At 60.5% G+C, this 13862-nt stretch carries 12 protein-coding genes; 1 reads left to right on the plus strand and 11 read right to left on the minus strand.

Annotation, left to right across the window (positions count from 1 at the left end; genetic code table 11):
- Nucleotides 1-140: 140 nt before the first annotated feature.
- Both hisS and CJEIK_RS05420 read right to left on the minus strand, forming a co-directional pair.
- Nucleotides 141-1472, minus strand: a complete 1332-nt coding sequence (hisS, locus tag CJEIK_RS05415) for a histidine--tRNA ligase (protein WP_005294929.1) — start codon at nucleotides 1470-1472, stop codon at nucleotides 141-143.
- 22 nt (nucleotides 1473-1494) lie between these two features.
- Nucleotides 1495-2169 (minus strand): MBL fold metallo-hydrolase, encoded by a 675-nt coding sequence (locus CJEIK_RS05420; RefSeq protein WP_005294931.1) that lies wholly within the window; start codon nucleotides 2167-2169, stop codon nucleotides 1495-1497.
- Nucleotides 2170-2281: 112 nt separating this feature from the next.
- On the opposite strand from CJEIK_RS05420, the gene CJEIK_RS05425 reads away from it, so the two are divergent.
- Nucleotides 2282-3145: a peptidylprolyl isomerase gene (locus tag CJEIK_RS05425; protein ID WP_005294933.1), complete on the plus strand. Its 864-nt coding sequence runs from the start codon at nucleotides 2282-2284 to the stop codon at nucleotides 3143-3145.
- A gap of 22 nt (nucleotides 3146-3167) precedes the next feature.
- Here CJEIK_RS05425 and CJEIK_RS05430 read toward each other — a convergent pair whose 3' ends face one another.
- The 9 genes from CJEIK_RS05430 to ruvC all read right to left on the minus strand — a co-directional run bounded on the left by CJEIK_RS05430 (nucleotide 3168) and on the right by ruvC (nucleotide 13836).
- Nucleotides 3168-5435, minus strand: a complete 2268-nt coding sequence (locus tag CJEIK_RS05430) for a RelA/SpoT family protein (RefSeq protein ID WP_005294935.1) — start codon at nucleotides 5433-5435, stop codon at nucleotides 3168-3170.
- A gap of 74 nt (nucleotides 5436-5509) precedes the next feature.
- The gene (locus CJEIK_RS05435; protein ID WP_005294937.1) at nucleotides 5510-6082 is read right to left on the minus strand and encodes an adenine phosphoribosyltransferase; all 573 of its coding nucleotides are present in this window, start codon (nucleotides 6080-6082) and stop codon (nucleotides 5510-5512) included.
- A 23-nt stretch (nucleotides 6083-6105) separates the two neighbouring features.
- Nucleotides 6106-7788 (minus strand): ABC transporter substrate-binding protein, encoded by a 1683-nt coding sequence (locus CJEIK_RS05440; RefSeq protein WP_034964942.1) that lies wholly within the window; start codon nucleotides 7786-7788, stop codon nucleotides 6106-6108.
- A 57-nt stretch (nucleotides 7789-7845) separates the two neighbouring features.
- On the minus strand, nucleotides 7846-9177 hold the full coding sequence (gene secF / locus CJEIK_RS05445) for a protein translocase subunit SecF (protein ID WP_005294941.1): 1332 nt from the start codon (nucleotides 9175-9177) through the stop codon (nucleotides 7846-7848).
- A complete protein-coding gene (secD, locus tag CJEIK_RS05450) occupies nucleotides 9178-11061 on the minus strand; it encodes a protein translocase subunit SecD (RefSeq protein ID WP_005294943.1) in 1884 nt (627 codons plus the stop codon).
- Between the two features lie 114 nt (nucleotides 11062-11175).
- Nucleotides 11176-11490, minus strand: a complete 315-nt coding sequence (gene yajC, locus CJEIK_RS05455; RefSeq protein WP_005294947.1) for a preprotein translocase subunit YajC — start codon at nucleotides 11488-11490, stop codon at nucleotides 11176-11178.
- A gap of 45 nt (nucleotides 11491-11535) precedes the next feature.
- Nucleotides 11536-12600, minus strand: coding sequence for a Holliday junction branch migration DNA helicase RuvB (gene ruvB / locus CJEIK_RS05460; protein ID WP_005294952.1), 1065 nt, complete (start codon nucleotides 12598-12600; stop codon nucleotides 11536-11538).
- Nucleotides 12601-12640: 40 nt separating this feature from the next.
- Nucleotides 12641-13276, minus strand: coding sequence for a Holliday junction branch migration protein RuvA (gene ruvA, locus CJEIK_RS05465; RefSeq protein ID WP_005294954.1), 636 nt, complete (start codon nucleotides 13274-13276; stop codon nucleotides 12641-12643).
- A complete protein-coding gene (gene ruvC / locus CJEIK_RS05470) occupies nucleotides 13273-13836 on the minus strand; it encodes a crossover junction endodeoxyribonuclease RuvC (RefSeq protein WP_011273619.1) in 564 nt (187 codons plus the stop codon). The genes ruvA and ruvC overlap by 4 nt, the downstream gene beginning before the upstream one ends.
- Nucleotides 13837-13862: the final 26 nt, after the last annotated feature.

A 13862-nucleotide genomic window follows, 5' to 3' on the forward strand; every position in this document is an offset into this window, starting at 1 on the left:
GCAAATCACGCTGCGACCAGGAACTTCATGCAAAGTAATGGAAGTATTAAACTTTAATTCACCAAAAATACCCCCGCGTAGTGTTACGCGAGGGTACAGATGTGACCGGTGTTACTTCGGTCTTAAGCTCAGCCGTTCTACTAGGCGTGGGCAGCCCTATCTGCCGTCTTCTCCGCCAGCAGCTCTACGACGGCAGCCAGGTCCACCTCGTGCTGCTCGTGTGCGCCGAGGTCCTTCACCGTCACCGTCCCCTCAGCCAGCTCCTTATCGCCCAGTACCAGGGCATACAGCGCACCCGCACGGTCGGCCCCCTTCATGGCTCCCTTCAGCCCGCGGTCACCGTAGGACATATCGGCGGACACGCCGCGCTCACGCAGGTCATCCACGATGCCCACCATGCGCCGCTTGGCCTCTGCGCCCAGTGCCACGCCGTAGACATCAACCCTTCTTCCTGTTGACGCCCTCTTCTCCTCCGCCTCGAGAGCCAGCAGCGCCCTATCGACTCCCAGCCCGAAGCCGATGCCAGACAGGTCCTGCCCGCCCAGTTGAGCCATCAGGCCGTCATAACGTCCACCGCCACCAATGCCAGACTGCGCACCCAGGCCATCGTGGACAAATTCGAAACAGGTCTTCGTGTAGTAATCCAAGCCGCGCACCATCCGCGGGTTGATGGTGTAGCCCACGCCCAAGTCATCCAGCAGCCCGGTCACGGTTTCGAAGTGCTCGCGGGACGAATCACTGAGGTGGTCCAGCATCAAGGGAGCCTCGGCCAGCATCTCCTGCATCTCAGGGCGCTTATCATCCAGTACACGCAGCGGGTTCAGCTGCGCACGGCGCTGCGTCTCCTCATCCAACGGCAGCGTGGCCAAGAAGTCCTGCAGCTTCTGCCGGTAGGCGGGGCGGTCGTCCCAGTCACCGAGGCTGGTCAGCTCGAGGCGGAAGCCGTTCAGACCAATGGAGCTAAAGCAGCGGTGCGCCAACGCGATAACCTCGGCGTCCAGCGCCGGATCGTCCACGCCGATGGCCTCCACGCCCACCTGCTGCAGTTGGCGGTAGCGGCCGGCCTGCGGACGCTCGTAGCGGAAGAAGGGGCCATTGTAGACCAACTTGACGGGTAGCTGCCCGCGATCCAGGTTGTGCTCGATGACGGCACGCATGACGCCCGCCGTGCCCTCCGGCCGCAGGGTCACCGAACGGCCGCCCCGGTCGGCGAAGGTGTACATTTCCTTCGACACAACGTCGGTAGATTCGCCAACGCCACGGGCAAACAGAGAGGTCTCCTCGAAGATCGGCAGCTCCACGTGCTCGTAGCCTGCGGCGTGCGCGGCGGAGGTGAACGCATCCTTGACCGCCTTAAACTCCGCCGATGTCGGCGGCACGTAGTCCGGCACGCCCTTCGGCGCGCTGAGCGCCTTAAACTTCTCGGCCTTGGCCTTTTGGGGCTTCTGTTGCTTCTTCTCGCTCTCAGTCACAAGTAGACAGTCTACTAAACGGCTATTGCACTGCCGCCAGGAAGCTATTGGTGCGCTTTTCTTCCCCGATGGTCGTGTGCGGGCCGTGCCCCGGCAGCACAATGTCCTCGTCATCGAAGTCGGTGGTTAGCTTCTTGAGGCTCAGCATCATGTCCTCGGGCGAGCAACCCGGAAGATCGGTGCGCCCCACTCCTCCACGGAACAGCACATCGCCGCCGAAGATGAGCCCATTCACGCGGAACATGACATGCCCCGGTGAGTGGCCTGGCATGTGGTGGATCTCGAACTCCGCACCGCCAATGCTGATGGAATCCTCCAGGTGACGAATGTTCTCAATCGCCGGCATGTTCGCAACGTCGAAGGGCTGCGCCAGCGGGCTGGCCGCCTGATCCATTTCCAACATGAAGCGGTCCAGCTCGTGGACGTACACCGGCACCCCAAATGCTCCCGCGTCGCGAATGTGGTCGATATGTCCGTGGGTCAGCACGACCTTTTCCACGAAAAACTTGTGCTCCTCGGCGAGCCTTTGGATGTTCTCGAACGCACCCAATCCCGGGTCTATAACGACCGCCGGGGAGCTCTCCCCGCTATTGGCGTCAGAACCATCAATCACCACATAGCAATTGGTTTCGAAAGGGCCAGCAGGAAAAGAAAGGACCTGCGTCGTATCCGGCAAGGGGGTTGCGTCTGTGCTCATGCCACAAACCCTAGCGAAAACACCAACGAGCCCGTGCCCCTTCACCCGAATCGGCCAGTATATAGGGCATAATGGATCACCGTATCTAGCACAAGAAAGGTCCTAGAAAAACGTGTCAGACAACAACTACCCGAACGAGGCCCAGCGCGACCAGGCACTGTCGGAGCTAGAGAAAGCTCTGAAGTCCCGCGAGCGCAAGGCCAAGATCGCACCGCTGGGCGTGGTAGCCGCAACACTCGCCGTGCTGGTGCTCATCGTGGGCGGCATCTGGTTCGCCGCCACCTACACCTCCAACGAGGATGAAGATCAAGTCGCTGAGAGCGAGCAGCAGACTGAAGAGCCGGACGTAAAGCCCGCGGCGCTACCGGCAGGCCCTAAGGAGCCTTACGGCGAGACCGTGAAGTGCGAGTACAAGAAGGACCCGCAGGGCAAGCTCAGCGAGGCCGGGCTGCCTGACGGCAACAACGTAACCGCCAAGGGAACCGAAAAGGTCACCTTGACCATGAACGGCCAAAAGGTTGGCTTGGAGCTGGCCAACGACAAGTCCCCGTGCTCCACCAATTCCTTCAAGCACCTGGTGGAGAAGAAGTTCTACGACTCCACCAAGTGCCACCGCTCTGTGAAGTCCGATTCCATGACCATCCTGCAGTGCGGCGACCCTGAGGGTACTGGCGCAGGCGGCCCGGGCTACTCCTTCGCAGATGAGTACCCGTCCAACGGCGTGGACAAGGACAAGGCCGACTCCCCGGTCACTTACAAGCGCGGCACACTAGCCATGGCCAACAGCGGACCGGATACCAACGGCAGCCAGTTCTTCCTGGTCACCGGTGATACCACCCTGCCGCCGAGCTACAACATCTTCGGCACCATCGACGAGGCCGGCCTGAAGGCACTGGACAAGCTGATGGAAAAGGCACCTGAAGGTGATGCGGCCCCGAATGAGGACATCAACATCGAATCCGCAGTACTGGGTTAGACAACTCGGCTAGCCTTCAGGGCTAGCCGCCCGTCGTGACACGGTAGACGTCGTAGACACCTTCGACGTTACGCAGCTGGTTCATCATGTAGCCCAGCTGCTTTGTGTCCGACACCTCGAAGGTAAAGCGGATCGTCGCCACCCGGTCGCCCGCGGTGTGCGAATTAGTGGCGATGATCGGCACCTTCTGATCCGAGATCACGCGCGTGACCTCAGAGAGCAAACCGTTGCGATCCAGACCCTCGATCTGGATCGTGACCATAAACACTGCATTGTGGAAGCTGCTGGCCCACGAGACTTCAATAATCCGCTGCGGCTCTTGGTGCAGCTTCTCGGCGTTGGTGCAGTCCGTACGGTGCACGCTTACGCCCCCGCCCTTGGTGATAAACCCAAAGATCTTATCGCCCGGCACCGGGGTACAGCACTTTGCCAACTTCGCGGAGAAATCGGCCTCGCCCTGCACCAGAATGCCGGAACCATCGCCACGGCCTTCCTGCGGAGTATTCGCGATCTTAGAAGTCGCAGAACCAGACTGTAGAACGTCATCGGCCTCCGACTCTGGCTCCAGCCCCTCTACAAAGCGATTGCAGACGTGCCCGGCCGTAACCTCTCCCCGGCCAATAGCAGTGTAAAGCGCCTCGACATCCTGGTAGTTCATGTCGCTGGCCAGCAGGCGCAGGGATTCGTGGGTAAAGAGACGATGCACCGCCAGGCCACCCCGCTGTGCTTCCGCGGCCAGCAGATCGCGGCCCTTCTCCGCTGCTTCCTCGCGCCGCTCCTTGGCGAACCACTGCCGGATCTTCGCCTTCGCTCGCGGCGAGACGACAATACTCATCCAGTCCTTCGATGGCCCGGAGTTTTGATCCTTGGAGGTAAAGACCTCCACCTTATCGCCGGTGTTCAGCTTGGATTCGAGCGCCACCAGCTTGCCGTTGACCTTCGCGCCAATACAGCGATGGCCGATTTCCGTGTGCACAGCGTAGGCAAAATCAATCGGCGTGGATCCGTTCGGCAGGGTGATGGCATCGCCCTTTGGCGTGAACACGAAGATCTGGTTGGTGGACAGGTCGTAACGCAGTGAGTCCAGGAACTCGTTTGGATCCGCTGCCTCCTTCTGCCAGTCCAGCAGCTGGCGCATCCACGCCATTTGGTCCACTTCTGCAGACTCGCTGTTGTTGTTGCCGCGGGTTTCCTTGTACCGCCAGTGCGCCGCAATGCCGTATTCGGCGTTGTGGTGCATCTCGTGGGTGCGAATCTGCACTTCCAGGGGCTTGGTGTCCGGGCCTATCACGGTGGTGTGCAGCGACTGGTACACGCCGAAGCGTGGGGAAGAAATATAGTCCTTAAAACGCCCCGGCATCGGCTGATAGAGGGTGTGAATGGCACCGACTGCCGCGTAGCAATCCTGCACACTATCCACCAGAATGCGCACACCCACCAGATCGAAAATCTCGTCAAAGTCGCGTCCGCGCACGATCATCTTCTGGTAAATCGACCAATAGTGCTTCGGGCGGCCCTCCACCGTGGCGTGCAGCGAACTGCGCGACATTGCCAGCTCGATCTCCTGCTTCACCTTCGCCAGGTACTGGTCGCGCTTCGGGGCACGGTCGGCAACCAGGCGCACGATCTCGTCGTACTTCTTCGGGTAGAGGATGGCGAAGGCAAGGTCCTCCAGCTCCCACTTGACGGTCGCCATGCCCAGGCGGTGGGCCAGCGGGGCAATCACCTCAAGAGTTTCGCGTGCCTTCTTCGCCTGCTTTTCCGGTGGCAGGAAACGCATAGTGCGCATGTTGTGAAGGCGGTCGGAGACCTTGATCACCAGCACGCGCGGATCCTCGGCCATAGCGACGATCATCTTACGGATGGTTTCTGCCTCCGCCGCAGACCCCAACACAACTTTGTCTAGCTTCGTCACGCCGTCCACGAGGCGGGCGACCTCACTGCCAAAGTCGCGGGAAAGATCCTCCAGGGAGTAATCCGTATCTTCCACCGTGTCGTGTAGCAGCGCTGCCACCACGGTGGTTGTGTCCATGCCAATCTCCGCGGCGATGGTCGCCACCGCCAGCGGGTGCGTAATGTACGGCTCGCCGGACTTGCGCTTCACGCCCTCGTGCAGCTTCTCGGCGGTAGCGTAGGCGCGGTTCAACAGGGCGAGGTCAGCGCGTGGATGAAAGCGCCGGTGCACGGAAATGAGCGGCCCCAGTACAGGGTTGATCTTTGGCTTTCCGGTGCCGGTGAGGCTTCGCGCAATGCGAGCCGCCATCCACAGCGAACCCTTCTCGTTGCTCATAGCCGCTTAAAGTCCTGCCTGTTTCTTCTCTTCTTTTTATTGACGCCACCTGCGCCTATAACCCGTTGGGGCTATCAGCCGGCCTGATCGACCACGTAGAGCGGAAGATCCTTCAGGCGGTCGCGACCGTCCAACGCAGATACCTCTAACACCACGCCGAGTCCGCACACATTAGCCCCGGCGTTTTCCAGCAATTCGCGCGAAGCGCTCAGCGTGCCGCCGGTAGCCAAAACATCATCGATGAGGAAGACGTTCTTGCCCTGCAGCGGGATTGCGTTGTCAGCCGGAATCTCAAGTGAGGCCGTGCCGTACTCCAAAGAGTAGTCCACGTGGTGGACGGGAGGAGGCAGTTTGCCGCCTTTTCGAACTGCGAGGATGCCCACGCCCAGTTCGTAGGCGACTGCACTTCCGAGTAGGAAGCCACGAGCATCCAATCCGCCGATCAGGTCGATGTCGAAGTTGCGGCAGTGGTTGGCCAGGTCTTGCACCAAAAGCTTGAAAGAGTGGGGATCTGCCAGAACGGGGGTTAGGTCTTCGAAGACAATGCCGCGCGAGGGGAAGTCCGGAACAACCCGGATGCGTTGGCGCAGCGCGCTGGCCGCTGTTTCTGCGCGCTGGGGGCTGTTGTCATGGTCGGCGGAAGTCAAAACTCTTAGGTCTCTTTCTCTCTTTAGGGCTGGGAGGGATCTGTGGGAGCTACGGGCGACTCACTAGCCTCTGTTCCCTCTGCCCCATCGTTACCTTCGTCAGAGGCACGGCCTGTCGCCACGGGTTCGTCGGACTCCACCCAGCGATCCATGTTCCAGCTCACCCCGGTGTCCGAGGAGCTATCCAATACATTAGCTGCGTGAACCTCAGCCAGGATGGTACGCGCTTCCGTGACCAGAGGCAGGGTCATAGCGTCGTCTGCCAAAGCTGTCTCGGCCGCCCGAATCTCCTTAAGGTCGGAGCTCGGGGTGGAATTCACCGCGGAGTTCCGCCCATTGGCCGACCGGGTGTCGAGGGCCACGTCGTAGTCAACGCCCAACATCCCGTAGTTATCGGCCTTGCGGGGCACGGGTTCGATGTTTACCCCGGCCTTCGCGCACTGAGACTTCAGGGTGTCCACAATCTTCTTATAGCGAGGCATGGACTCCAAGAAACCAATGCGGATAGTCATCCCGTTGAGCTGCGAACGGGTGTCTTCGACATTGACCCTGGTATTGCGCCCATTGATGTCGTCCAGGTAGCTACGCAGCGGATGCTCGGAGCCGACCACCCGCAGTCCGACTGGCTGCACTGCGGCGCCAGTTTCCTCCTCGACGGCTTTCGCGAGACCCTGGCGATCGATGCAGGCGTTTAGAGCCTTGCGAGACACAGGATCCTGCAGCGGGCCTAGGTCGGAAATCCGCAAGGTATCCACACGTTCCGAGTTGCTCTCCACCACGCGGAAGTCGTCTGCGTTCAAGCCGAGTTCCTTGGCTACCTTGCCCGGAGACTCCCCGGCGCCGCGGTTGGTATCCACCACGGAAAGCTGGTTGTGCTCCCCCAGCTTCTTGACGTCCGCCCCTTGCGGCCAGAGGTATATCGGAGATTGGGCGGGCTCTACGCCGTTCCATTCCGGGTTCTTCTCCAGCTTCAGTGAGCCGTCATCCTGTCGTTCAGCGATCTTGTACGGCCCTGAAGTCGGTACTTGGGAAGGATCCGTCTTCGCAAAGGTGAACACGTCTTGCCAGGCCTTGCCCAGATCCGTCAGAGCTTGTTCGTCCATGCCATCAATGGCCGAGACGACGTCGTCGACCCCAGCCTTCTCAGCCACGGTGTGAGAGGGCAACACGGTGCCGGGGCCGAAAAGCTCGCGGTAGCGTTCACCACGCTTATCAGCGAAGTGCACGGTAAACGTCTTGGAACCAGCCGCACAATCGATCTTTTCCACCTGACCGAACAGGGGCAGGTCAGAGCCGAAAAGATCCGGTCGGGAGCTCGCCTGGAAACTCAACAGAAAGTCGTCGCACACTACCGGCTTTGAATCCGAGTAGGTTGCATCTTCGTTAATGGTGTAATCCACCTGTCGGGGATTTGCGGGAGCCGGCTTAGCCGTCACCAGGTCGCCGTTCGGCAGGTTCTGGCCGCGCGGGCCAGCGATGAAGGCTCCTGGGTAGAGGCGGGCGGAAATCTTTGCAGCATCCGTCGCCACTCCCACCGCAGTGCCGGCGTTGGAAGTCACCAGGTCGCTGGTGAGTACGTATCCGAACTGCTCTGGCGTGCTGCTCAGTGGGGAGTCCTCCGAACAACCGGCCAAGCCCACTGCTGCCAGAACTGTGGATAGCGTCAAGGCTGCTGTAGACCGTACTGCATGGCGCTTGCGGTTCACGGGTCGCCGTCCTTCCTCCAACACATGTACACGAATCAATCCTGCAGGTAACACCAGCTACATGCCAGGGCGCCAGGACCTTCCAGCGTCTTCGTTGTGAGTTTCACGCTTGAAGTCCTCAGTGGAATCCGCGGCCACATGAGCATTCGGACTGGAGACATTACGCTTGGCGCGGCCGGTGTTCTCTTCCTCATCACCATTGTCAGCGGGAACGGTCACCTTTTCGCTGTCTCCATCAGAGGTTTCCACTGCGGCGTCATTGCTAGAAGTACCCTCCTGCGACGCCGCGAGGGAACGGGCGCGCTCCACGCGAGCCTCGTGCTGCTTGTACTTTTGCTGTCGCATCTTGAACGTCACCAACAGTGGCGCGGCGAAGAAAATGGAGCTAAACGTGCCGGCGATAACACCGATGAACTGCACTAGAGCCAGATCCTTCAGCGTGCCCACGCCCATGATGCCCACTGCCACGACCAGCAGCGACGCGATCGGAACCAGGGAGAAGATGGAGGTGTTGATCGAGCGCATGATCGTCTGGTTGATGGCGAGGTTCGTTTCCTCGGCGTAGGTGGCGCGCGTCGAGCCAAACAGACCAGCCGTGTTCTCGTGCACCTTGTCGAACACCACAACCGTGTCATAGAGCGAGTAGGCAAGAATAGTCAGCAGGCCGATCACCGTAGCCGGGGAAACCTCGAAGCCGACCAGCGCGTAGATGCCGGAGACGACGGTGAGGTCAATCAGCAGACAGATGATGGCTGCAGCAGCCATGTCGCGCTCCATACGGAAGGCGATGTACAAGAATACCGTCAGCAGGAATACGCCCAGGGCGATAAGCATCTTCTTGGTGATGCTACTTCCCCACGACTCGGAGACGGTGGAATCACTAATCGCGTCCTGAGTAACCTCGCCGACATTGTTCTTAGGGTGGTACTCGTTGAACAGAGCCGAACGGGCCTCGCGGATTTGTTCCTCACTCAGGCGCTCGGAGGTGATCTCGATGGACTCGGCATCGCCGCTGCCGACAGTCTGGGTGGACTGCGGCGCGATGCCAGTGGCGTTCTCGAAGATCTCCGAGACGCTAGATTCCGTGGCTCCGCCTGCCGGCGGCATGGTCATGCGCGTGCCGCCCTCGAAGTCGATGCCAAGGGTAAAGCCACGCACCAGGATCGAAAGCAGGCAGGCCACGACGACCGCTACGAGGATGCCATAAAGGCGACCGCGGTTCTGCACGATGCGGAAACCGCCGTTGCCGTTGTAGAGCTTCTCGAAGAAGCCTTGCGCCTCACTATCTGGAGCGTCGACCGGATTGGCCTCGGCCGCCGAAAGCTCCGTGGATTCCACAGCCTCCACAGCCTCGGTCTCCTTCGCGCTAAGAGTTTCGGGGTTACTCATTTACTTCCCCTCCTTGTTTTCAGTGGCCGAGGTATCTGCCTTTTCAGCCTCATCGGCCTCTTCAGTATTATCAGGCTTCTCGGCTTTGCCCGCCTTCTTAGCTGACTTCGCGCGCACTGCGTGCTCGTGGGGTTTGCGCCCGTACTTGCGTTCGGCAACGCGGTAGGCAGCACCCAGGCCGTTGAGCTTCGGCGAGGCGAAGCTCGGTCGACGAGACATCAGGATCATCAGCGGTGCAGTCAGCAGGAACGCAACCACTAGGTCGAATACCGTGGTCAGCCCCAGGGTGAAGGCAAAGCCCTTGACGTCGCCAACAGCCAGGAAGTAAAGGATCACAGCAGCAATCAGGGAAACGATGTTACCGGTGACGATAGTGCTGCGGGCACGCTGCCAAGCGCGTGGCACCGCGGAGCGGAACGTGGAGCCGTTCTTGATATCGTCCTTGATCCTCTCGAAGTAAATCACGAAGGAGTCTGCTGTGGTGCCAAGGCCGATGATCAGGCCAGCGATACCCGACAGGTCCAGGCTGTAACCGATCCAGCGTCCCAGCAGAACGATAAAGCCATAAACCAACGAGAACGCCGCGATGAGCGAGATGATCGCCACAACACCCAGGCCGCGGTAGTAAGCCAGGGCGTACAGACCAACCAGGACCAAGCCCACCAGACCGGCGATGACGCCGGCCTTCAGGGAAGCTGCACCCAACGATGGGGAGATCGTGGTGGTGGTACCACCCGGCTCGCCGTTTTCACCGACGAAGCTCAGCGGCAGCGCACCATAGCGCAGGTTGTTGGCCAGATCCTGGGCCTCCTTCTCGGAGAAGCTACCGGTGATCTGGGAAACTTCGCCTGGAGGAGTCGGCGACTGGATTTCCGGCGCGGAGATGACCTTGGAGTCCAGGGTGATGGCAACGCGCTTGCCCATCATCTGCTGGCCGAGTGCGTACCAGGTTTCGCCACCCGGGGTCTGTTCGCCGGTCTTGAACTTGAAGGTAATGGCCATCTGAGCCGAGTTCGGCTGCAGGCCACCGGTGATCTGCGAGTTCGTGTCGATCATCTCGCCGGTCAGGCGCTCGCCGTTCTTCTCGTCGGTCTCGCCCTTCAGCAGCGGGGCAGGCCCCAGAACCATCGGCCCCTGGTCGCTACAAGTCACCAATGGCTTGTCCGCATCATCGGAGCCTGCCATCGGGTCGTTCTTCTCACAATCCAGCAACGCACCGGCTGCCTGCTGCTTGTTTCCGTCCGTGCTCTGGCGATCTGCCTTCAATACCTCGACCTGCTTGTCGCGGCGCTCCTGCTCCTCGACCGAATCCTTTGGTTCCGCCGGTGGCTTGGCGGTTACCTTCAATTCCTTCGGCGCATCCTTCAGGCCCAGTTGCGGGAAGGCTTTAACCATTCGGCTCAGGCGTTCATTAGCAAACTCTGGGGTGATAATGCCGTTCTCAACCCAGCGGTTAGCCATCTTCTTCACGGCTTCCGGGAAGTCCTTGGTGGGCTGCCCGGGTTGTGCTTCGGGGCGGAACAGCAGCTGCGAGGTCTTACCCAACGAGCGTGCCTCACCAGCGTCCGAACCTGGCACGGTAATGACCAGGTTGTTGCCATCCGTCACCACGGAAGCGCCAGAAACGCCCATACCGTTCACGCGGTTTTCCAGAATCGTACGCGCCTGGCTTAGCTGATCCGGCGTAGGTGTGTCTCCCTGTGGAACCAACGTCACTCGGGTACCGCCCTGTAGGTCGATGCCAAGCTTTGGCCCGAAGGACTTGTTTCCCGTAAACATGATCAAGCCCAGCACGATGAGGACGACCACCACGAATGCGGCGAGCGCCCGCTTCGGCCACGCGAAGCCACCCTGCGCAGCAGTTCTTTTCTTTTTCTTTGCCACCGCTTTAAGTCTCCTGCAATCCAGCCACGAACATGCGTGGCCGGTGTTCTAAAAAAATCTAACCCCGTGATACTAACGCCTGGGTTCGGACAAACGGAATACCGAACCAGCTAGTTAGTCTTCTTTTTCTTCCGTCAGCTGCGTTTCTTGCTGCGAACCCGGTTCCACAGCGTCGACGGTCTCTAGGATGGAAGCCTTCTCCCACGTGGTCACAACACCCTGCGCGATTTCCAGGTCGATGGTCGTATCCCCCACGTGGACCACGCGACCGTGGATGCCGGAGGTCGTCTTCACGACCATGCCTGGACCCAGCTGATCCTGAAATTGCCGGATCTCCTGAACCCGCTTGTTTTGCTTGCGGATCTGGATCAGCGGTAAGCCGACGAACACAAGTAGGACAAGGACGATGAGAATAATGTCAATTGGCATAGTGACAATCTTGCCATATGGCCTTCCCACATCCCCTTTGCCCCGTTAAAGCCCGATTGTTCCCTCCGGCGGTTCCAAGCCGATGTGTCGCCAGGCAGCCGCAGTCGCCACGCGACCACGCGGGGTACGGCTCACCATTCCTGCCCGGACGAGGTAAGGCTCGCAGACTTCCTCGACCGTGGAAGGTTCTTCGCCTACCGCCAGCGCAAGGGTGTTGACGCCCACTGGTCCACCGCCATGGCCCTTTACCAGGGCTTCGATGACTGCCCGGTCGAGCCTATCTAAACCAGATTCGTCCACGTCGAAAACAAGCAGTGCGGCACGAGCCACCTCGACGGTGATCTTTCCGTCGGCATTCACATCCGCGAAGTCGCGCACCCGGCGCAGCAATCGGTTGGCGATACGCGGGGTTCCGCGGGAACGGGAAGCGATCTCCGCTGCGGCGTCACCAGTAATATCGACGCCCAAGATTCCCGCAGCGCGCGTGACCACCCGGGTCAAGTCGGCTGTGTCGTAGAACTCCATCTGAGCCGTGAAGCCGAAGCGGTCTCGCAGCGGCCCGGTGAGCATTCCCGCGCGCGTAGTGGCGCCTACCAGTGTGAACGGGGCGATCTCGATGGGGATGGAGGTGGCGCCCGGCCCCTTGCCTACGATGACGTCAATGCGGAAGTCCTCCATGGCCATATACAGCATCTCTTCGGCAGGACGGGCCATGCGGTGGATCTCGTCAATAAACAGCACATCGCCCTCCATCAGGTTGGAAAGCATGGCGGCCAGATCGCCCGCGCGCTCCAGGGCCGGACCAGAGGTCATGCGCAGGGAGCTGCCGAGCTCTTGAGCGATGATCATGGCCATCGTGGTCTTACCCAAACCGGGCGGGCCGGCTAGCAGAACATGGTCGGGGGCTACTCCGCGAGATCGCGCACCGCCCAGCACGAGGTCCAGCTGCGTGCGTACCTTCGGCTGGCCGATGAACTCATCTAGCGATTTCGGACGCAGCGAAGTGTCGATGTCCGAATCCCCGGCGGTTTGTTGCGGATTCAAATCCTCATTCTGGGAATGGCCCACTCCGGGTGGAAGTTCAAACTCTGTGCGCTCGAAGTCGCTCATGGTCTCCAGTCTCCCCTACTTTCCTGCCGCTTGCTTGTGCCTATTTAATAGCCGCCAACGATGCGCGCAGCAGCCCGGAAGCGTCCGGGGCTTGCGGGGCAGACCATTGAGACAGGACTGCTTCGATGGTGGTGCCGGCCTTAGACTCCGTAAAGCCGAGCCCGACGAGCGCCTCGAGAACTTGCTCGCGCACATCCGGAGCCACGGCCTGACCATCGCCGCCATCGCCGACTGCACCGGCCGCTCCCACAGCGCCGGTATCAGCGATCTCCCCCAGATCCGCCACCTTGCCCTTTAGATCTACGGCCATGCGTTCGGCCAGGCGCTTGCCCACGCCTGGTGCTTTCTGCAGGGTCTTATGGTCGCCGTTAGATACTGCTCGGGCAAGTTCCTGAGGGGTGATCACCGACAGAATCGCTAATGCCAGCCGGGCGCCCACTCCGCTGACAGATTGCAGGGTAGCGAAAGCGCGCTTCTCGTCTGCGTCCTTGAAAACGTACAGAGTCTGTGAGTCCTCACGCACAACCAACGCGGTTGTCACGAAGACTTCCTCGCCTCGCGGCAGTTCCGCGATGGTGGTGGCCGTACCGGAGCACTGGTAGCCCACTCCCGCGCATTCAATGGTCACGTAGTCCAGGCCTTTATCAATTACGGTTCCACGCAACGATGCGATCATAGTTTCCCCTTTACGAGATGGTTCAGCGGTGCCCGCCAGCAATGGCACACGGCCAGCGCCAGCGCGTCGGCAGCATCCGGCGGCTTGGGCGCTTCACTCAGCCCCAAGATGCGGGTAATCATGCGGGTCATCTGGGCTTTGTCCGCCCGACCATTGCCGCTGATGGATTTCTTCACCTCACTGGGCGTGTACATGTGCACATCCACCCCGCGCCTGGCCGCAGCCAACATCAACACGCCTGAGGCATGAGCGGTGTTCATCACGGTAGAGACGTTCGAGCGCTCGAAGACGCGCTCCAGAGCTACGACGTGCGGCTGGTAGTCGTCAAACCACTGCTCCACCGCGTCGAAGAGCTTATTTAGCCGCTGCTCTACTGGCATGTCTGACGGTGTACGCACTACCCCCACGGCTACGGGGTACACGGCCCGCCCCTTCCCCGCTTGCACCACGGACAAGCCGCAGCGCGTCAGCCCGGGGTCAATCCCCATCACGCGCAGCCCGGCCAGCGAGGTCGGACCGCCGGTGGGGCTGCCCCAAGCGGAATGTTGTGGAGTGTTCATCGTGTAGCCAAGAATAGCACACGTGT

The organism is Corynebacterium jeikeium, assembly GCF_028609885.1.
GTDB lineage: Bacteria > Actinomycetota > Actinomycetes > Mycobacteriales > Mycobacteriaceae > Corynebacterium > Corynebacterium jeikeium.

Excerpts from the sequence above, each read along its gene's own strand:
- CJEIK_RS05420 (WP_005294931.1), bottom strand. The coding sequence starts at position 2,169 with ATGAGCACAGACGCAACCCCCTTGCCGGATACGACGCAGGTCCTTTCT.
- CJEIK_RS05430 (WP_005294935.1), bottom strand. The coding sequence starts at position 5,435 with ATGAGCAACGAGAAGGGTTCGCTGTGGATGGCGGCTCGCATTGCGCGA.
- secF (WP_005294941.1), bottom strand. The coding sequence starts at position 9,177 with ATGAGTAACCCCGAAACTCTTAGCGCGAAGGAGACCGAGGCTGTGGAG.
- yajC (WP_005294947.1), bottom strand. The coding sequence starts at position 11,490 with ATGCCAATTGACATTATTCTCATCGTCCTTGTCCTACTTGTGTTCGTC.
- ruvB (WP_005294952.1), bottom strand. The coding sequence starts at position 12,600 with ATGAGCGACTTCGAGCGCACAGAGTTTGAACTTCCACCCGGAGTGGGC.
- ruvA (WP_005294954.1), bottom strand. The coding sequence starts at position 13,276 with ATGATCGCATCGTTGCGTGGAACCGTAATTGATAAAGGCCTGGACTAC.
- ruvC (WP_011273619.1), bottom strand. The coding sequence starts at position 13,836 with ATGAACACTCCACAACATTCCGCTTGGGGCAGCCCCACCGGCGGTCCG.